Below are 22,772 nucleotides of genomic sequence, written 5' to 3'. Positions count from 1 at the left end.
AAGCCCCCCCTTCTGGAATGGTCGATCAGATTTCCTGGCGGATCAACGGCAGGAGGACGGTCGCTACGTGGGTCCGTGGTCCAGCTTCCGTCATCAGCGCGCCAGCGGCGCCGTAGAGGATCTCGAGCCGCTGGCGGATGTTGGCCAGGCCGATGCCGCTACGCGGCCGGGGTTCGGCTCGCGGCCGTGACCGACGGCGCGGGCCGTCCGACTGGTTCATCACCCGGACGGACAGCGACTGGCCCTCTTGCTGCGCCACCACATGGATGGCCGTGGCGCCGGCGTTGCCGGCCACGCCGTGCTTGACCGCGTTCTCGACGAGGGGCTGGAGGATGAAGTTCGGCACCAGAGACTCCGCCAACGCCTCGGGCAGGTCGATCCTGACGCTCATTCGATCGCCGAAGCGAACGCTTTCAATCTGTAGATAGGCTTCGACGGTGGCGATCTCCTCGGTCAGACGCACCAGGCCGTCCGGCTCGGAAGCCAGTGAGGCGCGCAGGAAGTCGGCCAGGCGATTGATCATCTCCTCCGCGTCCTTGTTGCGTCGAGTGACCACCAGACTGGCTATGGCGTTCAGGGTGTTGAACAGGAAGTGCGGGTTCAACTGCAGCCGCAGGGCCGCCGCTTCCGCGCGGTGGGCGGCGCTCTCCGCCTCGATGGCGCGGGCTTCCTGTCGCCGGGCCGCCTCGTTGATGTCCGTGGTCCAGAACAGGGTCGAGCTGAGGCACAGGGTCCACAGATAGAGCAGCGCCACCGAGAAGACGCGCGGCGGAACGAAGAGGCTGGCCCATTCGCGCCACGCCGGGACGATCGTCTGACCAAGCCAATAATGATAGCCTAGGTCCACGGCGGTGATGGCGACGGTGGCGCAAAGCAGCGCCGCCGTCATGCTCGCCCAGCGCACGGCGACGCGGCAGCCTCGCCCCCAGACGAAGACGCGGTGCACCAGCACGGCGACGGTGATGCCCGCGAGGAAAAGGGGCAGTTGCGAGAGCAGGGCCAGGGGGAAGCTCGCCCGCCCCTGGACGCTCATGGCCAGGGCGACCAGCAGATAGCCGAAACCCCAGACCACGACGGAGAGCCTCAGACCGTGCAGGGCCTCGCGAATCTGGCGGCTGGACGGCGACATCGAAGGCTCCTGATCGATGGGAGAGCCAAGGATGCCTGTGTTCGGCGAACGCCCCAAGTCATCTTCGTCGTGAAATGCGGCTCATTCGTCGCGTCGTCGGTCGGGCCGTCGCAGGCGCGCGCCCGTCGGCGGCGCCGTCGTTGACCGGACGGAGCCGGGCCCAACTGATGGCGTGGCCGTATCGAGCGCCGTGGGCGGCGCGACCGGCATGGAGGGTAGGGCATGATGAGATTTGCACTCGCGGGCGTTCTGGCATGCGGCGCCGCAGCTGTTCTGGCGGGGGCGACGCCCGTTCAGGCCGAGGTCGTCGCCAGCGGTTTTCGCGCGGGCCAGTGCCTGGACATGCGTAATGGAACAGAGGCGATCCTGTGGGGCTGCCACGGCGGTTCGAACCAGAACTTCACCTTCCGCAGCGGGACCTACGGTCAGTTGATGGTCGGCGGTCGCTGCCTGGCCACCAGCGGACAGGCCGGCTCGGGCCTCGTCGCCACGAGTTGCTCCGGCGGCCGCAGCCAGATGTGGACGCTGACCAGCTCGGGCGCTCTGCGTAACGAAGAGGGCTGGTGCGCCGATGTCGAGCGAGGCGGCGGCCAGGGCGCGCGCATCATCGCCTGGACCTGCTCGGGAGCCGCCAACCAGCGTTGGGGCCTGGCGCGCTACATGAGCGCCGTGCAGGCCGCCTCGCAAGGCATGCTTAATGCTCAAGGGGCCGAAGCGGCGCGATCAGCACGTCCCGGCGTATCGATCAGCCGGTCGGGCGTGGTTGCCGCGGGCGGGAACAACGTCGTCGCGGCTGGCGGCGCCAACGTCGTGGCGGCCGGCGGCGGCAATGTCATCATGCCGGTCGCCGGCGTGGTGGCCGCCGGCGGCCTGAACTAGGGCCCGCCAAATGGGCGCTCTGGTCATACTCATCGGCCTGGCGATCATCGTCGCGGCCTGGACCGTCAATCTGCGCACCCGCCGCAAGGCCGACGGCGCCCGCGCCTGGCCCCAGGCCAAGGGGCGCATAACCGCCAGCGACCTGATCCATAAGGTCGAGACCGACGCGGACAATCGGGCGCAGGACATCTTCTACATCCGCCCGACCTACGTCTATGAAGTTGACGGTCGCGCCCTGACGGGGGACCGCATCAGCTTCGGCGTCTCGTCGCGATTTGAATCACGCGAGGCCGCCGAGGCCCTGGCCGAACGTTATCCTGTCGGCCGGGATGTCGCCGTCCTCTACAATCCGCGCAAGCCTCAGGAGAGCGCGCTGGAGAGCGCCCGGCCCAATTTCGTGACGCCGGTTGTGCTGACCCTGGTCGGAGGCCTCTTCGTCTTCATTGGCCTGGACTTGTTGTGAGCCATGACCGCGACCAGGCCCTACCGACTAATCTTGATGTGGCGAGGAGACGGCCATGCTGCGAACTACCTTCCCTGCGGCGGCGACCGTCGTCCTGCTTTTTACGAGCGGCGCCGTCCAGGCCCAGGCGGGACGGCCGCTGGGACCGAACAGCGGCGCCATGACCCTCGCGGGCGAGATGCGTGATAATGACGGTGGCCAAGGCGAGTTCAGGATCAGCGCCGTCCTGACAGGCGGCAATTTCCGCGGAACCTTACGCCTGACCCTCGACGGCCAGACAGTCGAGGCGCCGTTGATCCCCGCGCGTAGCTTTCTTGAGAACGGCAAATGCTATTTTCGCGCCGAGAGCGGCCGCGCGCGCGCTGACCTTGGCGGGCCATGCGACACGGCCTCCATCCGCGGCACGTTCGAGACTTTCATTCCAGGAAAGGGCCTGAGCAACGGGGCCATGAGCGGCCGGGTCCAGAGCGCCGCTGCATCCGCCGCTCCTGCCGCCGCTCGTTCGGGCGTCCTTCCAGCAGCCCGGCTGACATGCGCCTATCAAGACCGCCGCATCGGCGTGGGCATGGGCGAGACCACTCAGTACAGCCTGGCCTACAGCAACATGGCCTCCCTGACGCTTGATCCGGCCGGGACCTATCGAACTGCCTCGGGCGGAGGCCGTTTTACGCGCACAGGCGACAAGATACGGCTGACGTCCGGCGCCTGGGCGGGGGCGGTGGGCACGTTGGAGCCTGATCGGTCCGGCGAGCCAGCCGTCGTCTTCCATATCGAGGAGAACCGCCGGGCGGACGGGGTCCATATCGTCGATCCCTATACGACGCGGTGCACCCGGGCGCGCTAACGGGTGATCTCGTCGACAGCCCATGGCGGAGTTTGGGGCGCGGTGGTTGCGCGCCGCACAGTCTGGCCAAGCGGGCGCCGTCTGAGTTTGTCGTTTTCTTCACGCCCAGGGGAGGGCGCGCATGGACCAGGATGAGGACTTTGGCGCCTGTGATGATCCCATCTATCGGGCAGGGGTCCTCATGGGTCGCAACCAGGCTTTGACGGATGTGATGGAGCGATTGCTCTCGCCAGAAGCCGTCACGGCTGGAAAAGCCGTTCGTGCAATATGGAAATGGGTTCATCAGACCCAGGAAGAGTTGCGAACAGAGATGCGTGTCGTGTTCGCAGATTTAGATGCGGACGATGAAGTCGACGCATGATGGAAATGCTCACCGAAAGTGGATGTTCGCATGAAGACGTGAATGTCGGCTTTCTGGCGATCAGCCAGAGTCCGCCTTGGCGAAGAAGAGCCGTTTTTGGCGTAGAATGAAAAGCAACAGGAGCGCTCCCAATGGAAGGTTGGCCATGCGTCAGGCTGACCTTTCGTCTAGCTCTGCCTGGCTTCAAATCGCTTCTTTACTTCATCGATTAACGGACGGCGCTGCCGAGTAATCTGCTGCTGCGCTGGGAAATGGCAGCGCATGCCCATATCTGCACAGTCGATCGTTTGGACCGGCAGGAGTATCAGGCCGTGTCCCATGTTAAGCTACACGAGATTACAGCGAAGAATACGCCCGTAGGGCAGAACCCCATTACGATGACTGCTCATGTCGTTGGCCTTTTGCCTCATGGCGGGCGGCGTGTGCGTCTAGCGAACGAACACGAGCTAGACGTCCTTAGGAGGGATGGGCGGCAATCGGAAGTCAGCTTGATCGGTGACGTGGTTCTCATCTCATTGGGACCCGGCCAACTCCATGGCTGGCGACTGATCTAGGCCAGCGATGGTCCGCAAGGGGCGGGTGCGGCCGTTGGCGTTTGAAGGTCCGCTTTCAGACCGTTGGCGCCAACGCATCGGCCTCAATTCGGGCGCCCGACGTCCACGGGTCCGACTCGCAGCGGCGCGTGCCGACCCTTCACGAACCGGGAAGACGCTTGATGTCGATTCCGCCCTCCCGCAGGATGGCCTGTACGCTATCTTCCCCCGCTAGGTGGAGCGCGCCGACGGCGACGAAGACGGTTCCGCTGCCATCCAGAAGGTCCGCGATCTGGCGGGCCCAGCGCTGATTTCTCTCTACGATCAGTATCTGGTAGAGGCGCTCATTGCCCTCGCGCATCGGCTTCAGGGTGATGTCGGCGATAGCGTCCACGTCCCCGGCCGCCCAGGCGTGCGCCAGCCGATCCAGCTCGACCGGCGGCTTATGGAAATCATCGAGCGTCTTTTTCAGGAAGGCGATCTGACCTTCCTCGGGGAAGCCCGCCAGCATCCGCACCTGTTGTTCCGGGGTCTCCAGTCCTTCGATCGGCTTGGCGTCCGCCCTGGCTTGGGCGCGCAAGAGGACGTCGACGCCGGCGCCCGGCGCATAGCCGTTGCGCACCAGACCCGCCGAGGACAGCATGACGCCCGCCAGCCACGGCCGCATGATGTCCATCTGCGCCGCGCTGCCGCCGATGGCGGCGGCGGCGGCGTCGAGGCGTTGCAGCTCTTCCGACGACAGCAGGCTGGACAGCGGCCGGTCGGGCGTCAGTCCGTAGCGTGGGATCAGGGGCGCCACGGCCGCCTGGTCCTCTGGATCAGCGACTTCCAGGATCAGCCGGGTCGAGGTTGTGAAAGCTGCATCGACAGGTTCGCTGCGCCACGCCTGCTCCGGTTTTACGAAGTGGATCGTTCCGAAGAGATAGATCGTGGAGTCATGGTCCCGCACGACCCAGAGGGCGGGGGCGGGTGCAGTGGGCTGGGCGCTGGCCGGCAGCGGCGCAACTGAAAGGCCGACGGCGACGGCCAGGGCCAGGAGGCGCAGGCGGGAGAAAGGCGGCATCAGGCGTTCCTTCAGGCGTGAGGGATCGCACGCGGGCAAGCCGCGCGGCGTAAGGCTGGTGAAGTCAGAAGACGAAAGGCTTGGCGTCAGCGCCCGGCGGGCGCGTCGGACGCATCGGGAACCGACGCCTTGCAGGCGAGAATGGCCTGGACGGCGACAAGGAAGGCGGCGCCGAGGACCGTCAGGGACAGAGGTCGCGCCCAGGATTCGGGGGCCGTCACCCAGAGCGCGCCGATGACGACGCCGGCGAGCGTCACGGCCCAACCCACCCGGCGCAACGCCGCCTGGACGCGACGTTCGGCGGCCAGAGAGGAGCGGGCGCGCTTCAGCTGTTTGGGCACGCCGTTGCCGATGGCGGCCAGGACGAGCCCCGAGGCCGCCATGACCGCGCGTGTCCCCGCATCACCATCGATCAGGCCGCTTTGGCCCGCGAACTTGAGGAAGGCGGCCGACGCAAGAATGGCGACGGCCACGCCGATGGCGGTCGCGGGCTTATGCAAGGTCATTTCGAGGATCCGTTCTTGGGCTGTGTGTCAGCGGTCGATCCCGAGAGGTCGATCCCGACAAGCTGGCTGAAGGTCAGCAGGGCGTCTTCGAGCACGGAGAGCTGCAGACGGTAGGTGATCGTCTTGCCCTGCTTGAAGGCGTCGATCAGACCCGCTTCACGCAACACGTTGAAGTGCGCCGACATGGTCGGCTTGGACACGGCGAACTGGTCCGCCAGTTCGCCGGCCGTCATCGGACCCTGCCGGAGCAACTCAAGCACCCGGCGGCGGGTCGGATCCGCGATCGCTTTGAAAACCGTGTTCATGGAAAGACAATTAGCTAATTATCGAAACGAGTCAACCCCAGGCGTTGCTGGTTTTGCGCTGAATGAGGGTTTCATATGAAAACTTTGTCATGACAGAAGCTTAAGCAGCGCCACCGACAGAGCGCCGTTATCACGGTGGCGCTTGCCCGCTTCAGAAGCGGGTTTTCACGCAAGGCGCCATCATGAAATCGCATATTATCGCCGCCGCCCTCCTGAGCCTCCCGGGGAGCGCCCTTGCCCAGCAGCCCGCCCGAGAGGTGTCGATCCGGTCCGGCGACGCAACGCTTTCCGCTCGGGTCCTGGAGGGTGTTGGAGAGGGCGCTCGTCCGGCGATCATCCTGTTCAACGGCTTCCCGGCCGGGCCGGGCATTCCGCGTATCGCCACCGAGCTCCAGGCTGGCGGCTACACGGTGCTTCTGCCCCAGTATCGCGGGACAGGAAGCTCGGGGGGCGTGGTAAGCGTCCGCAACTCGCGCGAGGACGGCGCCGCGGCCGTGGCCTGGTTGAAGGGGGCGGAGGCCGAGCGCGTGGATACGGCTAGGATCGGAGTCCTCGGCGTCAGCTACGGCGGCTGGGTGGCGCTGCAGACCGCGGCTTCGGACCCCAGCATCGGCTGCGTCGTGGCGCTGGTGCCCGCGGACATGGGCGTCATCGGCGCGCGTTGGGCCATCGACGCCGAGTATCGCTCAGCCTGGAAGACGGATCTCGACGGCATCGCGGCCGAGCCCGCCGCCGCGCGGTTCGGGCCGGGCGGGGTGGACGCCTTCATGGCGGAAGCCGTCGCCGACGCTGACCGGCACCGCCTGGCGGCGAGAGCGTCGGACCTAACCGCGCATCCGATCTTCATCGCGGGCGGGCGCCGCGACCCCGCAGCGCCCTTCGCCGAACACTATGCGCCGCTGGTCCAGGCCCTTCGAACGGCGAAAGCCCCTTTCACGGCGCTGGAGTTCAACGGCGGCCATAACCCTTCCGAAGCCGCGGCCGCGGCCCGGAGCTTCATCGAGAGAAGCTGCTTCGTCGCGTAAAGCCCAGGCCAGATCGCGTTTAGCGATATGGCCGAAAGTGTCGGAAGATTGGGGTTTGCGCCAGTCGATGGCGGCGCTAGCTCTGCTGCATGAGCTCGCCCGTCCATCCAAAGTTGTCAGTGCAAATCCTCGGGTTCGACGGGGTGCAGGCGCTGGATCTCGTCGGCCCCCTGGAAGCGCTCGCCAGCGTACGGGTGGCGGGTCATCCCGCGTATGACATCCGCCTGGTCGGGCTCCATGGACGCCGCTTCTCGTCGGAGACCGGGATCGTCTTCGAAGCGGATTCCGACCTTTCGGAGCGTGCGACTGCCGACACCATCATTGTTCCCGGAGGCTCCGGGCTACGGAGGCCGGATACGCTGAAGGCGGCAAGCAGCTGGGTTCTGGCCCAGGCCTCAAGCGCCAGACGCATCGTTTCGGTTTGCACCGGGGCCTATGCCTTGGCGGCGGCCGGTGTGCTGGATGGTCGTCGCGCGACGACGCACTGGCGCTTCATCGCCGACCTGGCGCAGCGATACCCCTCGATGGACGTCGACCCCGACGCCATCTTCATCAAGGACGGGCCAATCTACACGTCGGCGGGGATCACGGCCGGGATCGACTTGGCGCTGGCGCTCGCCGAGGAGGATTTCGGGCCGACCGCTGCGCTGGATGTGGCTCGTGAGATGGTGGTTTTCCTCAAGCGGCCGGGCGGGCAGGCGCAGTTTTCCCAGCCCCTGTCGATGCAGATGAGGAGCGGCGACCGCTTCGCCGATCTGATCGCCTGGATGGCGGCCAATCCCGGCGCGGATCAGTGCGTCGAGGTGCTGGCGGCCAAGGCATCCATGAGCGTCCGGACGTTTTCGCGCCGGTTCAAGGAACAGATCGGCCGGTCGCCGGCCCGTTACGCCGAGGATCTGCGGCTGGACGCGGCGAGGGCGCGTCTGGAAAGGCGGCATGAGCCGATCAGCGTCATCGCAGCAGACTTCGGCTTCGGCAGCGACGATGCCTTCGCGCGCGTTTTTTCTCGCCGGTTCGGCGTCCGGCCGAGCGACTATCGCGATCGTTTCCAGACGAAGGATGAGACATGATCCCAGGCACCCGACGATCAGTCATTTTGGGAACCGCCCTGGCGCTGGGAGCGCCCGCCGCAGCCCTGTCCGACGCAGGCGCGCCGTCTGGAGGCTATGTCTGCGCCGCTTGCGGCTGCGCCATGGACGGGCGGTTGTTCTCCTCGCCGGGCGTCTGCCCCGCCTGCGGCATGGAGCGCATTCCCGCGGCGGCTGCCCGAGGCGAGCCGGTCGCCGATTTTCCGCCGGTGCAGTTGGAGATGCGCGTGCCGTTTCCGCCAACAGCGGTTCCCAGCGCCGGTCGCGAGCATCTGATCTATGAGTTGCATCTACGCAACTTCGGGAACAGGCCGTTGCCTCTCAGCGGGCTCGAGATTCTTGACGCCAACACCAAGGCGATCGTGGCGGGCTTTGAGGGGGCGAGCCTGGAAGCGCTGATCAGCCCGATCGGTCTCGGCGCCCTGATGGTGGGCGAAGGACTGATGCTCGGCAGCGGCCGCAGTTGTGTCGTCTTTCTGCGGCTCGCGAGCGCCGGCGCAGCCCCTGCGAAGTTGCAGCATCGGATGCGCTCGGGCGGAGAGTTCACGACGGGCCCGGCGATCGACGTCGCCCCGAGCCAGACGCTGAGGCGGCTGGGACCGCCCGTGAAGGGGAGCGACTGGGTCGCCACCAATAACGCAGGGGCGGACGACCATCACCGCGTCGGCTTGCTGGCGGTGGATGGGGCCGCCCGCATCGCGCGGCGCTACGCGATCGACTGGAAGCGGCAGCGAGGCGGCGCATGGTTCGACGGCGATGAAGCAGACGTGCGCGCCTACCATGCCTATGGCCAGGCGGTACTCGCGGTGGCGGATGCGACCGTCGTCGTGGCGTCTGACGGATTCCCCGACAACAGGCCGCGCACCGATGAAGGCTTCGCGCCTGTGCTGGAGATCACCATGCATTCGGTCGGGGGGAACGTCGTGACCCTCGATCTGGGCGACGGGCTGTTCGCCTCCTATGCGCACCTGCAGCCCGGAAGCGTGAAGGTCCGGGCGGGCGACCGGGTAAGTCGGGGCCAGGCGCTGGGCGCGATCGGGAATTCCGGCGACAGCCGCTGGCCGCATCTGCATTTCCAGGTGACCGATGGTCCAAGTCTGCTTGGATCAGAAGGCCTGCCCTACGTCATCGACGCCTATGGCGAAGTCGTCGGCGATCGGAGAGAGCAGCGACACGGCGAGATGCCGATGCGCCAGGCAAGGATAGATTTCGCCTGACCTCGATCGTGCGAAAACAGTCTGTCGCTCCTCTGAGGGTTAGCAGCAACTGATACGGCCGGCGAGGGCGACCTCGCCGGCCGTTCTGCTGTCTAGCGCGCGGCATCGTCCTGCGGCGGGCGCTCGGCCCAGCGCAGCAGGGGGATGAGCGGCAGGCCCCAGCCGATGCCCGCGACGGCGAAGAAGATGAGGTCGATCCACCAGGCGTCCGGCAGCCGGTCGTGCAGCGTCACCGCGCCCCAGACCCAGAAGGCCAGAAAGAAGACGACGCCGAGCGTGGCGATGAAGCGGCGGGCGCGGGGCGGCATCAGCGCTTGCTCCGGAACAGGAAGAAGGCGAACAGCCCCAGGACGGCGGCGGCCATGGACCAGGGCAGCCATTCCCAGTCCGTCAGCACGGCCACCGCGAACACCCGCACCGCAAGGAAGGCGCCGCATGCGGCGCTGACCAGGGCGACCAGGACGGTCGCGCCCAGGCCGCGGCGACCCGTCACCAGGTCGGCGATCCAGGCCAGGGCCAGGGCCCCGGCCAGGGCGATGGCGATCTCGACGTATTGCACCGGACGGCGCTCCCTTGATTGTTGTGCGACGCTTTGGCGTAGAAACCGACTCGATCTTGCCACGCGGGAGGGGCATATCCCTCGGTTCCGCCGCCCGCGAAAGAGGCGGCAAGCATATCGGGGCGAACGGCAGGCGTCGAATGAAGCGTATTGGTGAACTGGACCACAGCCGCGCGGTGGCGCTGTGGCTGTTTCTTTGCGCGGCCATGGTGTTCGCCATGGTCGTGATCGGGGGGGCGACTCGCCTGACGGGCTCGGGCCTGTCGATCACCGAGTGGAAGCCCATCATGGGCGCCCTGCCGCCGCTGAGCCATGCCGAGTGGGGCGAGGCCTTCGACAAGTACAAGGCCATCCCTCAGTACGCCGAGGTCAACGCCGGCATGAGCATGGCGGAGTTCCAGTACATCTTCTGGTGGGAATGGGCGCACCGCCTGTTCGGCCGCCTGATCGGCGTGGTCTTCGCCGTGCCCTTCGTCGCCTTCGTGGCCTTCCGCGCGATTCCGCGCCGCCTGATCGGTCGCTGCGTGATCCTGCTGGCGATGGGCGGGCTGCAGGGGCTGATCGGCTGGTGGATGGTGTCCAGCGGCCTGGCGGAGCGCGTCGACGTGGCGCCCGAGCGGCTGGCCACCCACCTGGGCCTGGCCTTCCTGATCTTCGCGGGCCTGATCTGGACGGGCCTGGAGGCGTGGGCCGGTTCGGACTACAGCCGCTCGCCGCGCGGATGGAGCTGGGGCGCGGGCCTGCTGCTGGCGGGGGTCTTCGTCCAATGTCTGCTGGGCGGCCTGGTGGCCGGCGCCAAGGCGGGCATGATCTACACTGACTGGCCGATGATGAACGGCGCCGTATTCCCGCCGGTCGCCTGGGCCCAGGGAGGCTTGGCCTTCCTGCACGACCAGGGCCTGGTTCAGTTCAACCATCGCATCGGCGCCTATGTGCTGTTGCTCGGCGGGACCTTCTACGCGGTCCACGCCCTGCGCGGGCGGCTGGGCGAGGGGCTGGGCGCCGCCGCACTCGTCCTCGCGGGCGCGCTGTGGCTGCAGGCGGGGCTTGGGGTGGTCACGCTGATGCACGCCGTGCCGGTGACCCTGGGGGTGCTGCACCAGGCCGTCGCGGCCCTGGTGCTGGCTGCGGCCACGGTGAACCTGTGGCTGGTGCGGCGCTCGCGGCCGCGGATGTTCGTGTCGGGGCTGCGGTAAAGCCTGATTGGCCTTCTCCCCTTGTGGGAGAAGGTGGCTGGCGCAGCCAGACGGATGAGGGGTTGCGCTGCCATCAACCTCGCTGCCTTCGTTCGACTTCGGAGAGACCCCTCATCCGGCCCTGACGGGCCACCTTCTCCCACAAGGGGAGAAGGAACGCGTTTGCCCGCCGCGCGAGACCGCGGCCCCGGCTCGGCCTCGCTGCGCTCGTTGGCCGGGGTGACGAGTCATACGGCCTCACCCCGCCGCGCAGGCGCGGCAGGTCGAGAGGGCTGGGCGGGGCGCCGGGTCTTCGCCCGGAGAAGATGAGTTTTACCGTTTCGACGAAGGCCGACGCCCCGCGCGAAGAGTTGTTCATGAGCTCGGGGCAGGCGCCGTTGTTCGCGGCTACTCCCGGCGCCCATGACGGGCAGGCTGCACCGGCGTGCAGTCCTGGAACGGTCCGCGTAACCCCCGCGACCCTGGCCGGAACCTCTCTGGCGGACGGATCGAACGCCCCGTCGCTAGGCCCCTGCGGCGTCTTGTCTTCTCGTGCTCTACCGCGCGTTCGCGCTGCTTGAGAGCATTTCACGCTTCGTCCTGAGACGTCGCGTGGAGAACCGCCTGTCCGATCCGCCGCCGCCTTCCGCTGGGCTCCCGCCCTTGTCCGGTGCGCGCGAGGGAGGACGAAGCGATCCGACAAGACCCCCGTTCTCTCCGCTCCCGCCGCCGCTTCGGTTCGCCGGCCGAGCGAGCCCTCCCTTGCGACGGGACAGGGGAAACGTGGCATGGGCGGCGGGTGCGGCGAGTTGATGGGGGCGAGGGTCGCGCAAAGGCGGGGATTTGCCGGGATTGCGGCGCCGTGATGTGAAAGCGCGCGTCTTATCCTTCTCCCCTTGTGGGAGAAGGTGGCTGGCGCAGCCAGACGGATGAGGGGTTGCGCCGCCATCAACCTCGCTGCCTTCGTTCGACTTCGGAGAGACCCCTCATCCGGCCCTGACGGGCCACCTTCTCCCACAAGGGGAGAAGGGGAAAAGCCATGGGTCAGCCGATCTTCACACGCGTGGCGGATTCCGGCAGGTCCTCGCCGAAGGCGCGCTGATAGAACTCGGCGATGGTCGGTCGTTCCAACTCGTCGCACTTGTTCAGGAAGGTCAGGCGGAAGCTCAGGGCCACGTCGCCGTCGAAGATGATGGCGTTCTGGGCCCAGGTGATGACCGTACGCGGCGACATGACGGTGGAGATGTCGCCGTTCATGAAGGCGTTGCGGGTCATGTCGGCGACGCGGACCATGGCGGCGATGCGGCGCTTGCCCTCGGCGTCGTTCCACTCGGGCACCTTGGCGGCGACGATCTCGGCCTCGACGTCGTGGTCGAGGTAGTTGAGGGTGGTGACGATGTTCCAGCGGTCGAGCTGGGCCTGGTTGATCTGCTGGGCGCCGTGGTACAGGCCCGTGGTGTCGCCCAGGCCGACCGTGTTCGAGGTGGCGAACAGGCGGAACCACTTGTTCGGGCGGATGACGCGATTCTGGTCCAGCAGGGTCAGGCGGCCCTGGGCCTCCAGCACGCGCTGGATCACGAACATGACGTCCGGGCGGCCCGCGTCGTATTCATCGAACACCAGGGCGACCGGGCGCTGCAGCGCCCAGGGCAGGATGCCCTCGCGGAACTCGGTGATCTGTTTGCCGTCTTTGAGGACGATGGCGTCCTTGCCGATCAGGTCGATGCGGCTGACGTGGCTGTCCAGGTTGATGCGGACCAGCGGCCAGTTCAGGCGGGCGGCGACCTGCTCGATGTGGGTCGACTTGCCGGTGCCGTGATAGCCCTGGACCATGACGCGACGGTCGTAGGCGAAGCCCGCGCAGATGGCGATCGTGGTCTGGGGATCGAATCGATAACTGTCGTCGATCTCGGGCACGTGGCTGTCACGCGTGTCGAAAGCGGGCACGACCATATCGGAATCGACGCCGAACGCCTCTCTCAGCGTGACCTTGCGGTGCGGTTCCAGGGTGACGAGCGGATCGGGGGAAGCGTCGAGCGGAGAGGTCATGAGCAGAGCGATTACCGCAGGCGGATCAGGTGGTCGAGGGGGACGCGCCGCTCATGGGCTCAGACGGCGCTGAGAGCGACATCCACATTGCCGCGCGTGGCGTTGGAGTAGGGGCAGACCTGATGCGCCTTCTGGATTAGGTCGTCGATCACAGTCCGTTCAAGACCATGGTCGGAGACGCGCAGCACCACGTCGAGGTTGAAGCCCTCGCCCCGGGTGTTCTTGCCGATGCCGATCCCTGCGGCGACCTTGGTGTCGGGACCGACCGGCGTGCCGGCCTTGCCGGACACGAGGCGAAGGGCGCCGAGGTAGCAGGCGGCGTAGCCGGTGGCGAACAACTGCTCGGGATTGGTTCCGTCGCCGCCCTTGCCGCCCATTTCGGGCGGGACGGACAGGCGCACGTCGATCTTGCCGTCGTCAGTGGATGAACGGCCGTCTTCTCGGCCGCCGCCGGAGGCCGTGGCGCGGGCGCGATATATGACTTCCATCTGTGGACTCCTTGCCGAAGCGCGAAAGGACCAGGACGGAACGTCCTTCAGAAACAACGGTTCTGTGATTCGGAAAATCCACAAGGGGGTGTTAATAGATAAGGCATCACTCCCGTCGGGGGAGAGGCCATGGACACGCACACGCAGTACTTCTGCTACGTTTATGATGCGCCCGGACGAACGCCCCAGATGTTCCCTCTGGAGGCCGACAGCTTCACGGAGGCCATCCAGGAAACTCGACGCATGATGCGGGACGAGACTGGAGACCAGACGTTCGCCGAAATCTGGGATTCGTCGGCCAACAGTGAGGCCATGACGCGGGTCGAGCCCGTGTCCCGGCCGGGCGGCCTGTTGAGGTCCGTCAGGCGTGGCCGGCCTTTTTCAAGGTTTTCCAGGCTCGGATGACGCTCTGAAGCTTGGCCTCGGCTCCGCGGTCGCCGCCGTTGGTGTCGGGGTGGAAGCGCTTGAGCATCTCATGATAGCGCGCCTTGATGGCGGCCTTGTCCGCGTCCGGCTCCAGACCGAGATCGGCCAGGGCGGCGCGCTCCAGCTTGCCTAGTCGATGACGAGGATCGTCCTGGGCCGGATCGACTGCGTGAACCCGGCGTCCGAACAGGCCGAAGCTGTCGCGCCAGGAGCCCGCGCCGGAATTATTGCTCGTGCCGAATTTGGCGGCGAAGGCGGCCGCCTCGCGCGTCTGGGGACCAGCCTTCATCTGCCAGGTGGGACGGCCGCCGGTCATGGCCTCATTTTCCTGGGCGGCGCGAATCTGGCCCTCGTTCATGCCGGCGTAGAAGTTCCAGCTCTTGTTGTACTGGCCGGCGTGCTGCTGACAGAAATCGTAGAACTCGTTCAGCTGCTCCCGCGACTTGGGCGCGCGCGCCGTGGCGGGGCGGGTGCACTCGGCCCATTCGCAGGACTTCTCGCCGGGCTTCAGGCGCAGGACGTCCTCGGCCGCGTCTTCTTCCTCGTCGGGACGCGGCGGCTTCACGCGGATGTCGGTGAAGCGAGGCTTGTATTGAAAAGACGCGGACATCGACCGAAGTGTAGGGCCGAATTGGACAGCTTCAAGGAGTACCCATGTCTGAAGGGCCGATAGCGACGATTATCCGCCAAAAACTGACGGCGGCGTTCGCCCCTCGGCGCCTGGAGCTGGAGGACGACAGCTGGAAGCACGCCGGCCATCATCATGAGGGCGGAATCGACGCCCGCGACGGCGGCGAGAGCCATTTCCGGCTCACCATCGTGTCCGATGCCTTCGCCGGCCAGAACCGAGTGGCGCGCCAGCGGGCCGTCAAAGTCGTGCTGAAGGACGAACTGGCCGGCCCGGTCCACGCGCTTTCGATCCGGGCGCAGACGCCTGAAGAGGCCGATTCCTGAAACGCCACGGGACGGCGGGCTCGAGCGACCGAAATGGGATTACGTGGTTATCCCCATTCATATCGTCTTAGAACCTTTCGTCCTAGCGTCCCCGCCCGAAGCATATTGGAGCGGGCGGGGGCATCGCGATGGTAGGATCTGACGGGTTCGCAAAGGGGATGGACGGAGCGCAGGCGCCGGGCGAGGCGGCTCAGGCGCTGACGGCCATCCTCCAGACCCACTACCTGCGCTATCTCATCATCGTCAGCTGGGCGCTGGGCCTGATCGCAACGGTCGGCCTGGCTCATGGCCTCCTGTGGTTCGTGGCGACCCTGGCCGCCGGCGCCCTGCGCGGCGAGGTCGAGAAGCGCGTCAGCCAGAGCGTCGGAAACGGCTGGGGGATGGTCTTCCCCGCCGTGGCTACGGGCACGACGGCGGTCTGGGCCGTGGCGCCGCTGCTGGCCTGGTTCTCCCATGCGCCGTTCGGGCGCGAGCTGGCGATTGCCCTGCTGATTTCCGGCTATGTGCTGGTGTTCGCCCAACTGCGGAGCTCGCCGCGCCAGGCTTTGCTGATTTCGTCGCCCTATGGCGCGGCGGCGGCGATCATCGCCGTCAGCCTGATCGGCGACCCCGTCTTCTGGCCTTTCGTCGCCCTGGCCCCGTTCACGGCGGCGAGCCTCTTCGTCCTCGTCACCATGACGATGCTGCGCGAGGAGCGCATTCGCGCCTTCCAGGAGCACCAGGCCCATCTGATCGAGGAACTGGGCGCCGCCCGCGACAAGGCAGATGCCGCCAATGAGGCCAAGTCGAACTTCCTCGGCGTCATCTCCCATGAACTCCGGACCCCCATGAACGGCGTGCTGGGCGCGGCCCAGTTGCTGAGCGCGACGCGGCTGGAAGGGGCGCAGCGCGAGTATCTGGCCATCATCCGCAACTCGGGCGACAACCTGCTAAGCCTGCTGAACGACATCCTCGACATGACCAAGATCGAGGCGGGGCGGATGAATTTCGAGACGGTGGACGTGAATCTGGAGGATTTGCACCGCCGCATCGTCGGACCGTTCGAAGCCCAGGCCGAGGCCAAGGGGCTGGAGTTCATCACCGAGTTCGAGGGCGACATTCCGGCCGTGGTGCGCGGCGATCCCCTGCGGGTCTGCCAGGTGGTGCAGAACCTGCTGTCGAACGCGATCAAGTTCACCGACCAGGGCGCGGTGCGCTTCGTGGCGCGCGGTCGCCGCATCTCCGAGCGCCGGGTGGCCTTCGAATTCGCTGTGACGGACAGCGGCGCGGGCATTTCCGAGAGCGACATGGGCCAGTTATTCCAGCCCTTCACGCAGGTGGACGCATCCTCGACGCGTCGTTTCGGCGGGACGGGCCTGGGGCTGACGATCTCGCGGCGCCTGGCCAATATCATGGGCGGCGAGATCTTTGTGACCTCCAAGCTGGGCGAAGGCTCGACCTTCACCTTCGCCGTCGAGGGCGAGGTGGTGGCGTGGCGCGGGGCCGAAACGACGGCCGCCGATGACGCCGACATGGCCGGCGGCGACGCGATGGAAGTGCTGGTGGTCGAGGATCACCCGGTCAACCGCATGATCCTGGAAGCCTGGATGGGATCGACCGGCCGTCGGACCAGCACGGCCGAAAACGGGCACGAGGCGATCGAGGCCGCTTTCGAGCAGCAGTTCGACCTGATCATCATGGACGTCAACATGCCGATCATGGACGGCCTGACAGCGACGCGGCTGATCCGCGAAGGCGGCGGGGCGAACGCCGAGACGCCGATCATCGTCCTGTCGGCCTCCGCCCGCAACGAGGACCATGAGGCGGGGCTTGCGGCGGGCGCCGACGCCTATCTGAACAAGCCGATCGATTTCCGCAGCCTGTCGGCGCTCATGGGGCACGCCAAGGGCGGCCGGGGTGCGCTGCGGCGTCTGGTCGCGCAGGCGGCCGAGAGCGAGGCGGCGGCGGCCTGACCCGGCGAACGGGCGCAAAAGCCTGGGCGATAAGGGGCGGCGAGGGAAACCTGCGCACTCTTCGCCGTTGTGCTGTGAAGCCTGATGCGCTGGAGCCGGATTGCGTCCCTTCGCCGAACTGCTGGATCGCCTGTCGCTGACGACTTCGCGCAATGCGAAGCTGGTCCTGCTGCGCGATTATCTTAAGACGACGCCCGATCCTGACCGAGGCTGGGCCCTGGCGGCCCTGACGGGGGAGCTGAGCTTCGCCACGGCCAAGCCGGCCATGATCCGCAAGGCCGTCGAGGCGCGGGTCGATCCGGTGCTGTTCGGCTGGTCCTACGACTATGTCGGCGACCTGGCCGAAACGGCGGCCCTGATCTGGCCGCGCGATCCGCAGCATCGCGCCAACCGCGAGCCTGAGCTGGGCGAGGTGGCCGACGCCCTGATGCACGCCGGCCGCGCCGAGGCGCCGGCCCTGATCGAGGGCTGGCTGGACGCGCTGGAGCCCAAGGGGCGTTGGGCCCTGCTGAAGCTGGTGACCGGGGCCTTGCGTGTGGGCCTGTCGGCGCGTCTGGCGCGCACGGCCGTAGCCATGATGCGACCCGCCGCCGTTCCCGAACCGCCCAGCCCTGAAGGCGGCGAGGCGGCCGAGGCCCTGGCGCCGGTCACGGTCGGCGAGGTGGAGGAGGTCTGGCACGCGCTCAAGCCGCCCTATGAGGACCTGTTCGCCTGGCTGGAAGGGCGAGCCGAGCGCCCCAGTCCTGATGCGCCCGGCCGGTTCCGGCCGGTCATGCTGGCCGTGGCCCTGGACGAGGGCCTGGACCTGCCGCGTCTGGACCCGGCCGACTTCATCGCCGAGTGGAAGTGGGACGGCATCCGCGTCCAGGCGGTGCGCGAGGGCGGGGAGACGCGGCTGTATTCGCGCACCGGCGACGAGATTTCGGCGGCCTTTCCCGATGTCATGGCCGATCTGGCCTTTGAGGGCGCGGTCGACGGGGAGCTTCTCGTGGTGCGCGACGGGGTGGTGGCGCCGTTCGGCGACCTGCAACAGCGGCTGAACCGCAAGACGGCCGACGCCAGGCTGATGCAGGCCTATCCGGCGGGCATCCTGGCCTACGATCTGCTGGCCGAAGGGGGCGAGGACCTGCGTGCCCTGCCGCTGACCGAGCGTCGAGCGCGGCTGGAGCGGCTGGCGGCGGCGCATCCGGGCCAACGGCTCGGCCTGTCGCCGCTGCTGGCGCACACGACCTGGGACGAACTGGCCGCGCTGCGGGCCGATCCGCCGGTCGGGGCGGCGGCCGAGGGGCTGATGCTGAAGCGCCGCGACAGCCCCTATGTGGCCGGCCGTCCCAAGGGGCCGTGGTTCAAGTGGAAGCGCGATCCGCACGTCATCGACGCCGTGCTGATGTACGCCCAGCGGGGCCACGGCAAACGCTCGGGCTTCTACTCCGACTACACCTTCGGCGTTTGGACGGGCGAGGGGGCGCTGACCCCCGTGGGCAAGGCCTATTTCGGCTTCACCGACCAGGAGCTGAAGCAGTTGGACAAGTTCGTCCGCGACCACACGGTCGAGCGGTTCGGGCCGGTGCGCGCGGTGCGGGCCGAGCGCGATTTCGGCCTGGTGCTGGAGATCGCCTTCGAGGGTCTGCAGCGTTCGACGCGGCACAAGTCGGGCGTGGCCATGCGCTTTCCGCGCGTCAGCCGCATCCGCTGGGACAAGCCGGCGCGCGAGGCGGACACCCTCGATTCCGTCCTGGACCTGCTGGACGCCATCGAACGCGGCGGCGGGCGGGTCAGCGCAGGCGAAAAAGCTTGACCGGCGGGCTTCCAATCACAGGCCCACACGTTAGACCCTGACCATGCTCATGAGCCTGGCATCGACGACTCACCTTCCGACCGGGACTTCCCTGGCCGAGCCGCTGGCGCAGGTCATGGCCGTCGGCGAGCAGAAGCTTACGACCAACGCCGCCATCCTGGCCAAGGCCGCCGACATGCTGGGCGACTTCGCGGTCAACCTGACGGTGGCGGCGATCATCTTCGTCCTCACCCTGATCGCCGCGCGCTGGGCCTCGGGCGCGGCGCGGCGCATCCTGTCGCGGACCCGGGCCGTGCGGCGCGACCCGACGGTGCTGGGCTTCATGGTCCAGATCGTGCGGGTGGTGGTCATCATCGTCGGCATGATCGCGGTGCTGCAGCGGCTGGGAGTGCAGACCACCTCCATCATCGCCGTGCTGGGCGCGGCCTCCCTGGCCGTCGGCCTGGCGCTGCAGGGCACGCTGTCGAACGTGGCGGCGGGCGTCATGCTGCTGATCCTGCGGCCCTATCGCGTGGGGGAGTCGATCGAGGTCGGCGGCGCGGGCGGCACAGTGCAGAAGCTGGACCTGTTCACGACCCAGCTGATCAACGGGAACAACCACAAGATCGTCATCCCCAACTCCAAGGTGCTGAGCGACGTCATCGTCAATGTGACGGGTCAGAAGACGCGCCGCATCGAGATCAAATTCAACGTCGGCTACGGCGAGAACCTGAAGCAGGCCTGCGAGATCCTGGCGGCCGTGGCGCGGCTGAACGACAAGGTGCTGCCCGAGCCGGAAGTCTGGACCGGGGTGACGGCCCTGCTGGACAGCGCGGCGCAGATCACCCTCCACGCCTGGGTCCAGAACGCGGACTGGTGGCAGACCCAGGCCGACCTGATGCAGGCGGGCAGGGAGGCGCTGGACGAGGCCGGGATGGAGATACCGTTCCCGCATCAGGTCGCCGTGCCCTACAAGAACGACCAGACGGCGGACGCCCTTGCGGCGCCGGCAGCGGGGAAAGACTGACGCGGTGCGATACGATTTCGGTTCCGACAATACGGCGGGCATGGCGCCCGCGGCCCTGGACGCCCTGATTGCAGCCAATCAGGGCTTCGCCCGCGCCTATGGGGCGGACGAGACTTCAGCGCGCGCGGCGGATCTGATCCGCCAGACCCTGGACGCCGACGCCGAGGTGCGTTTCGTCTTCAGCGGCACGGCGGCCAACGCCATCGGCCTGTCCATGCTGGCGCGGCCCTATGAGGCGGTGCTGGCCCACCACGCCGCCCACGTCTGCACAGACGAGACCGGGGCGCCCGGCTTCTTCGGCCAGGGCGTCGGCCTGATCGGCCTGCCGGGCTATTCGGGCAAGATCGACGTGGCGGCCCTGAACGCGGCCCTGGACGAGCCGGTCGTCGGCCATCGCCAGCCGGCCGCCGCCCTCAGCCTGACCCAGGCGACGGAATACGGCGCCGTCTATTCCGAGGAGGAACTGCGTCACCTGATCGAGCCCGCCAAGCTGGCGGGCCTGGGCGTGCACATGGACGGCGCGCGGCTGGCCAACGCCGTGGCGGCGGGCTTCGATCCCAAGGACATTCCGCGGCTGGGCGTCGACATCCTGTCCTTCGGCGGGGCCAAGGCGGGGGCGAACTGCGTCGAGGCCCTGGTGATCTTCGACAAGCGCCTGACGCGCCGCATCGACAACCGGCTGAAACAGGCGGGACAGACGGCGTCCAAGGGGCGGCTGCTGGCGGCGCCGATGCTGGGCCTGCTGGAATCCGGCGCCTGGGTCGAGGGGGCGGCGCACGCCAATCTGATGGCCCAGCGCCTGGCCGACGGCATCGAGGCGCGGACCCCCTTCGTCCTGGCCCACCCGGTGGAGTCCAACACCGTCTTCGTACGGATGTCCGACGAGGCCCATGCGCGGCTGAACGCGGCGGGCTGGGCCTGCTATCAGTTCGACGACGGTTCGGTGCGGTTCGTCTGTTCCTGGGCGACCGAGGAGGCGTCGGTGGACGCCCTCATCGACGCCGTGGCGTGTCTGGACTGAGGTGGCCGGCGCGCTCCGGCCCGGAGGAATGATGGCGGCGGAGCGTAAGAATGCGTGGTGAACGTTCGGGCCGTCGCGGCGACGTCGCGGCCAAGGCCCTGAATGGGGGCGTCGACGCCTCGCGGCAGGAGGCGCCGCCGACGCTGCGGGCCCTGGCCAGCCTGATCGGCGTCGTGGCGCGCTCGGACGCGCCGCAATTGCCGTGGCGGGTGACGGGCGCGATCCTGCTGACCCTGGCGGGCAAGGTGCTGGGGGTGCTGGCGCCGCTGGTGCTGGGCGCGGCGGTCAACCATCTGGCGGCCGACCAGGGTCCGGCGGCGGCCGTGGGCTGGGGCTTCGCGGCCTTCGCCGTGGGCTGGGCCGTGGTGCGCTTCCTGTCGGCGGCGACGCCGCAGTTGTCGGACGTGGTGTTCGCGCCGGTGCGAGCGGCGGCCCAGCGCAAGACGGCGGCCGAGACCTTTGCTCATGCGCTGAGCCTGTCGCTCGATTTTCATCAGACGAAGCGGTCGGGCGCCCTGTCGCGGACCATGGATCGCGGCTCGCGGGCGGTCGACTTCCTGCTGCGCATCCTGATGTTCAACCTGGGGCCGACGGTGCTGGAGCTGGTGCTGGCGGCGGCGGTTCTGGGCGGCAAGTACGACTGGCGCTTCGGGGCCGTGGCCGTGGGCGTGGTGCTGGTCTATGCGGGCACGACCTTCTCCATGGCCAACTGGCGGCTGGAGCATCGCCGCGCCATGAACGCCGCGGACAGCGAGGCGGCCGGCCTGTCGGTCGACGCCCTGCTCAACTACGAAACCGTCAAGTCATTCGGCGCCGAGAGCCGGGCGGCCCAGGCCTATGACCAGTCGCTGGCGACCTACGTTCAGGCCTCGCTCAAGGCCAACACCTCCCTGGCCGCGTTGAACCTGATCCAGGGCCTGATCATGAACCTGGGTCTGGGGATCATGGCGGTCATGGCCGGGTTCGAGGCGGCGGCCGGGCGCATGGGGCCGGGCGATGTGACGGCGGCCGTGCTGATCATGATCTCTCTGTATGCGCCGCTGAACATCCTGGGCTTCGCCTATCGGGAAATCCGCCAGTCCTTCATCGACATGGAGGAGATGCTGAAGGTGACGCGTCAGGCGCCCCAGGTGGCCGACGCGCCCGACGCCGTCGACCTGCCGCGCCCCGAAAGCGGGCGGGGGGCCGAGGTCGTCTTCGATCATGTCGGTTTCCGCCACGACGCGCGGGCGGCGGGTCTGGACGACGTCAGCTTCATCGCCCCGGCCGGGACCACGACCGCCCTGGTCGGGCCGTCGGGGGCGGGCAAGTCGACGATCGGCAAGCTGGCCCTGCGCCTGCTGGACCCGCAGGACGGGCGGGTGCTGATCGACGGGCATGACGCGCGCCAAGTGACCCAGGCCTCGCTGCGGGCGGCGGTGGCCCTGGTGCCGCAGGACGTAGCCCTGTTCAACGACTCGATCCGCGCCAACATCGCCTTCGCCCGACCCGACGCCGACGACGCGGCCGTCTGGGCGGCGGCCGAGGCGGCGGAACTGGCCGACTTCATCCGCGACCTGCCCGACGGCATGGAGACGCGCGTGGGCGAACGGGGGCTGAAGCTGTCGGGCGGCGAGCGTCAGCGCGTGGGCATCGCCCGCGCTCTTCTGGCCGATCCCTGCATCCTGATCCTGGACGAGGCCACCAGCGCCCTGGACAGCCGCACCGAGGCGGCGATCCAGAAGACCCTGCGACGCGCCCGCGCGGGCCGGACGACCCTGGTGGTGGCGCACCGGCTGTCGACGGTGGCCGACGCGGACCAGATTCTGGTTCTCAAGGCCGGCCGCATCGTCGAACGCGGCGCCCATCACGAACTGGTGGCGCGCCAGGGCGGAGAATACGCGGCCCTGTGGCGCAAGCAGACGCGCGGGGCGAAGACGCAAGCGGGGTAG

The 22,772-nt window shown here is 67.8% G+C and carries 23 protein-coding genes; 14 read left to right on the top strand and 9 right to left on the bottom strand.

The genetic code is table 11. The features are described 5' to 3' along the window. Positions 1-25: 25 nt before the first annotated feature. A complete protein-coding gene (locus tag D8I30_RS13145) occupies positions 26-1,129 on the bottom strand; it encodes a sensor histidine kinase (RefSeq protein ID WP_121483150.1) in 1,104 nt (367 codons plus the stop codon). 225 nt (positions 1,130-1,354) lie between these two features. Between D8I30_RS13145 and D8I30_RS13140 the strand changes: the two genes are divergently transcribed. From D8I30_RS13140 to D8I30_RS13125, 4 genes are all read left to right on the top strand, one after another. Then, a complete protein-coding gene (locus tag D8I30_RS13140) occupies positions 1,355-2,008 on the top strand; it encodes an RICIN domain-containing protein (protein WP_162938904.1) in 654 nt (217 codons plus the stop codon). A gap of 10 nt (positions 2,009-2,018) precedes the next feature. Then, positions 2,019-2,471: a DUF3592 domain-containing protein gene (locus tag D8I30_RS13135; protein ID WP_121483148.1), complete on the top strand. Its 453-nt coding sequence runs from the start codon at positions 2,019-2,021 to the stop codon at positions 2,469-2,471. Between the two features lie 160 nt (positions 2,472-2,631). Next, positions 2,632-3,315, top strand: a complete 684-nt coding sequence (locus D8I30_RS13130) for a hypothetical protein (protein WP_162938903.1) — start codon at positions 2,632-2,634, stop codon at positions 3,313-3,315. Between the two features lie 121 nt (positions 3,316-3,436). Beyond that, on the top strand, positions 3,437-3,676 hold the full coding sequence (locus D8I30_RS13125; protein ID WP_121483146.1) for a hypothetical protein: 240 nt from the start codon (positions 3,437-3,439) through the stop codon (positions 3,674-3,676). Positions 3,677-4,369: 693 nt separating this feature from the next. On the opposite strand, the gene D8I30_RS13120 is transcribed toward D8I30_RS13125, so the two are convergent. The 3 genes from D8I30_RS13120 to D8I30_RS13110 form a co-directional block, all read right to left on the bottom strand. Next, positions 4,370-5,272: a TraB/GumN family protein gene (locus tag D8I30_RS13120; protein WP_121483145.1), complete on the bottom strand. Its 903-nt coding sequence runs from the start codon at positions 5,270-5,272 to the stop codon at positions 4,370-4,372. Positions 5,273-5,358: 86 nt separating this feature from the next. Then, positions 5,359-5,778 carry a hypothetical protein gene (locus tag D8I30_RS13115; protein WP_121483144.1) on the bottom strand — a complete coding sequence of 140 codons (420 nt, stop codon included), beginning with the start codon at positions 5,776-5,778 and terminating at the stop codon, positions 5,359-5,361. After that, the gene (locus D8I30_RS13110) at positions 5,775-6,083 is read right to left on the bottom strand and encodes an autorepressor SdpR family transcription factor (protein ID WP_121483143.1); all 309 of its coding nucleotides are present in this window, start codon (positions 6,081-6,083) and stop codon (positions 5,775-5,777) included. Before D8I30_RS13110 ends, D8I30_RS13115 begins: the two co-directional genes overlap by 4 nt. Positions 6,084-6,265: 182 nt before the next feature. On the opposite strand from D8I30_RS13110, the gene D8I30_RS13105 reads away from it, so the two are divergent. The 3 genes from D8I30_RS13105 (at position 6,266) to D8I30_RS14980 (ending at position 9,413) form a co-directional block, all read left to right on the top strand. Continuing rightward, positions 6,266-7,108 (top strand): alpha/beta hydrolase family protein, encoded by an 843-nt coding sequence (locus D8I30_RS13105; RefSeq protein WP_121483142.1) that lies wholly within the window; start codon positions 6,266-6,268, stop codon positions 7,106-7,108. 89 nt (positions 7,109-7,197) lie between these two features. Beyond that, entirely contained in the window at positions 7,198-8,178 is a 981-nt protein-coding gene (locus tag D8I30_RS13100) for a GlxA family transcriptional regulator (RefSeq protein WP_121483141.1), read from the top strand. Next, positions 8,175-9,413 (top strand): M23 family metallopeptidase, encoded by a 1,239-nt coding sequence (locus tag D8I30_RS14980; protein ID WP_121483140.1) that lies wholly within the window; start codon positions 8,175-8,177, stop codon positions 9,411-9,413. The genes D8I30_RS13100 and D8I30_RS14980 overlap by 4 nt, the downstream gene beginning before the upstream one ends. A 92-nt stretch (positions 9,414-9,505) precedes the next feature. Here D8I30_RS14980 and D8I30_RS13090 read toward each other — a convergent pair whose 3' ends face one another. Together D8I30_RS13090 and D8I30_RS13085 are read right to left on the bottom strand one after the other, a co-directional pair. Continuing rightward, the gene (locus tag D8I30_RS13090; protein ID WP_121483139.1) at positions 9,506-9,721 is read right to left on the bottom strand and encodes a DUF2842 domain-containing protein; all 216 of its coding nucleotides are present in this window, start codon (positions 9,719-9,721) and stop codon (positions 9,506-9,508) included. Then, positions 9,721-9,972, bottom strand: a complete 252-nt coding sequence (locus D8I30_RS13085; RefSeq protein WP_121483138.1) for a transglycosylase — start codon at positions 9,970-9,972, stop codon at positions 9,721-9,723. The genes D8I30_RS13090 and D8I30_RS13085 overlap by 1 nt, the downstream gene beginning before the upstream one ends. A 140-nt stretch (positions 9,973-10,112) precedes the next feature. Between D8I30_RS13085 and D8I30_RS13080 the strand changes: the two genes are divergently transcribed. Next, positions 10,113-11,168 carry a COX15/CtaA family protein gene (locus D8I30_RS13080; protein ID WP_121483137.1) on the top strand — a complete coding sequence of 352 codons (1,056 nt, stop codon included), beginning with the start codon at positions 10,113-10,115 and terminating at the stop codon, positions 11,166-11,168. A gap of 1,023 nt (positions 11,169-12,191) precedes the next feature. On the opposite strand, the gene cobS is transcribed toward D8I30_RS13080, so the two are convergent. The 3 genes from cobS to D8I30_RS13065 all read right to left on the bottom strand — a co-directional run bounded on the left by cobS (position 12,192) and on the right by D8I30_RS13065 (position 14,720). Beyond that, entirely contained in the window at positions 12,192-13,196 is a 1,005-nt protein-coding gene (gene cobS / locus D8I30_RS13075) for a cobaltochelatase subunit CobS (RefSeq protein ID WP_121483136.1), read from the bottom strand. Positions 13,197-13,255: 59 nt separating this feature from the next. Beyond that, the gene (locus tag D8I30_RS13070) at positions 13,256-13,684 is read right to left on the bottom strand and encodes an organic hydroperoxide resistance protein (protein ID WP_121483135.1); all 429 of its coding nucleotides are present in this window, start codon (positions 13,682-13,684) and stop codon (positions 13,256-13,258) included. Positions 13,685-14,045: 361 nt separating this feature from the next. Then, the gene (locus D8I30_RS13065; RefSeq protein WP_121483134.1) at positions 14,046-14,720 is read right to left on the bottom strand and encodes a J domain-containing protein; all 675 of its coding nucleotides are present in this window, start codon (positions 14,718-14,720) and stop codon (positions 14,046-14,048) included. 44 nt (positions 14,721-14,764) lie between these two features. Here D8I30_RS13065 and D8I30_RS13060 point away from each other — a divergent pair, with 44 nt between their 5' ends. The 6 genes from D8I30_RS13060 (at position 14,765) to D8I30_RS13035 (ending at position 22,772) form a co-directional block, all read left to right on the top strand. After that, the gene (locus tag D8I30_RS13060; protein WP_121483133.1) at positions 14,765-15,064 is read left to right on the top strand and encodes a BolA family protein; all 300 of its coding nucleotides are present in this window, start codon (positions 14,765-14,767) and stop codon (positions 15,062-15,064) included. A 158-nt stretch (positions 15,065-15,222) separates the two neighbouring features. Continuing rightward, positions 15,223-17,016, top strand: a complete 1,794-nt coding sequence (locus D8I30_RS13055) for a response regulator (protein WP_240387247.1) — start codon at positions 15,223-15,225, stop codon at positions 17,014-17,016. A gap of 100 nt (positions 17,017-17,116) precedes the next feature. Further along, the gene (locus D8I30_RS13050; RefSeq protein WP_121483131.1) at positions 17,117-18,814 is read left to right on the top strand and encodes a cisplatin damage response ATP-dependent DNA ligase; all 1,698 of its coding nucleotides are present in this window, start codon (positions 17,117-17,119) and stop codon (positions 18,812-18,814) included. Between the two features lie 49 nt (positions 18,815-18,863). Then, entirely contained in the window at positions 18,864-19,820 is a 957-nt protein-coding gene (locus D8I30_RS13045; protein ID WP_121483539.1) for a mechanosensitive ion channel family protein, read from the top strand. Between the two features lie 4 nt (positions 19,821-19,824). Beyond that, on the top strand, positions 19,825-20,841 hold the full coding sequence (locus D8I30_RS13040) for a threonine aldolase family protein (RefSeq protein ID WP_121483130.1): 1,017 nt from the start codon (positions 19,825-19,827) through the stop codon (positions 20,839-20,841). Positions 20,842-20,891: 50 nt separating this feature from the next. Beyond that, the gene (locus tag D8I30_RS13035) at positions 20,892-22,772 is read left to right on the top strand and encodes an ABCB family ABC transporter ATP-binding protein/permease (RefSeq protein ID WP_121483129.1); all 1,881 of its coding nucleotides are present in this window, start codon (positions 20,892-20,894) and stop codon (positions 22,770-22,772) included.

The sequence above is a fragment of the Brevundimonas naejangsanensis genome (assembly GCF_003627995.1).
Classification (GTDB): domain Bacteria; phylum Pseudomonadota; class Alphaproteobacteria; order Caulobacterales; family Caulobacteraceae; genus Brevundimonas; species Brevundimonas naejangsanensis_B.
Note: the sequence above shows the minus strand (reverse complement) of the source record. Positions and strands in the feature narration are given on the sequence as shown.

What these genes read in the sequence shown, in the direction of transcription:
- D8I30_RS13145 (WP_121483150.1), bottom strand. Translation starts at nt 1,129, where the DNA reads ATGTCGCCGTCCAGCCGCCAGATTCGCGAGGCCCTGCACGGTCTGAGG.
- D8I30_RS13140 (WP_162938904.1), top strand. Translation starts at nt 1,355, where the DNA reads ATGAGATTTGCACTCGCGGGCGTTCTGGCATGCGGCGCCGCAGCTGTT.
- D8I30_RS13135 (WP_121483148.1), top strand. Translation starts at nt 2,019, where the DNA reads ATGGGCGCTCTGGTCATACTCATCGGCCTGGCGATCATCGTCGCGGCC.
- D8I30_RS13130 (WP_162938903.1), top strand. Translation starts at nt 2,632, where the DNA reads ATGACCCTCGCGGGCGAGATGCGTGATAATGACGGTGGCCAAGGCGAG.
- D8I30_RS13125 (WP_121483146.1), top strand. Translation starts at nt 3,437, where the DNA reads ATGGACCAGGATGAGGACTTTGGCGCCTGTGATGATCCCATCTATCGG.
- D8I30_RS13120 (WP_121483145.1), bottom strand. Translation starts at nt 5,272, where the DNA reads ATGCCGCCTTTCTCCCGCCTGCGCCTCCTGGCCCTGGCCGTCGCCGTC.
- D8I30_RS13115 (WP_121483144.1), bottom strand. Translation starts at nt 5,778, where the DNA reads ATGACCTTGCATAAGCCCGCGACCGCCATCGGCGTGGCCGTCGCCATT.
- D8I30_RS13110 (WP_121483143.1), bottom strand. Translation starts at nt 6,083, where the DNA reads ATGAACACGGTTTTCAAAGCGATCGCGGATCCGACCCGCCGCCGGGTG.
- D8I30_RS13105 (WP_121483142.1), top strand. Translation starts at nt 6,266, where the DNA reads ATGAAATCGCATATTATCGCCGCCGCCCTCCTGAGCCTCCCGGGGAGC.
- D8I30_RS13100 (WP_121483141.1), top strand. Translation starts at nt 7,198, where the DNA reads ATGAGCTCGCCCGTCCATCCAAAGTTGTCAGTGCAAATCCTCGGGTTC.
- D8I30_RS14980 (WP_121483140.1), top strand. Translation starts at nt 8,175, where the DNA reads ATGATCCCAGGCACCCGACGATCAGTCATTTTGGGAACCGCCCTGGCG.
- D8I30_RS13090 (WP_121483139.1), bottom strand. Translation starts at nt 9,721, where the DNA reads ATGCCGCCCCGCGCCCGCCGCTTCATCGCCACGCTCGGCGTCGTCTTC.
- D8I30_RS13080 (WP_121483137.1), top strand. Translation starts at nt 10,113, where the DNA reads ATGAAGCGTATTGGTGAACTGGACCACAGCCGCGCGGTGGCGCTGTGG.
- cobS (WP_121483136.1), bottom strand. Translation starts at nt 13,196, where the DNA reads ATGACCTCTCCGCTCGACGCTTCCCCCGATCCGCTCGTCACCCTGGAA.
- D8I30_RS13070 (WP_121483135.1), bottom strand. Translation starts at nt 13,684, where the DNA reads ATGGAAGTCATATATCGCGCCCGCGCCACGGCCTCCGGCGGCGGCCGA.
- D8I30_RS13065 (WP_121483134.1), bottom strand. Translation starts at nt 14,720, where the DNA reads ATGTCCGCGTCTTTTCAATACAAGCCTCGCTTCACCGACATCCGCGTG.
- D8I30_RS13060 (WP_121483133.1), top strand. Translation starts at nt 14,765, where the DNA reads ATGTCTGAAGGGCCGATAGCGACGATTATCCGCCAAAAACTGACGGCG.
- D8I30_RS13055 (WP_240387247.1), top strand. Translation starts at nt 15,223, where the DNA reads ATGGACGGAGCGCAGGCGCCGGGCGAGGCGGCTCAGGCGCTGACGGCC.
- D8I30_RS13045 (WP_121483539.1), top strand. Translation starts at nt 18,864, where the DNA reads ATGAGCCTGGCATCGACGACTCACCTTCCGACCGGGACTTCCCTGGCC.
- D8I30_RS13035 (WP_121483129.1), top strand. Translation starts at nt 20,892, where the DNA reads ATGCGTGGTGAACGTTCGGGCCGTCGCGGCGACGTCGCGGCCAAGGCC.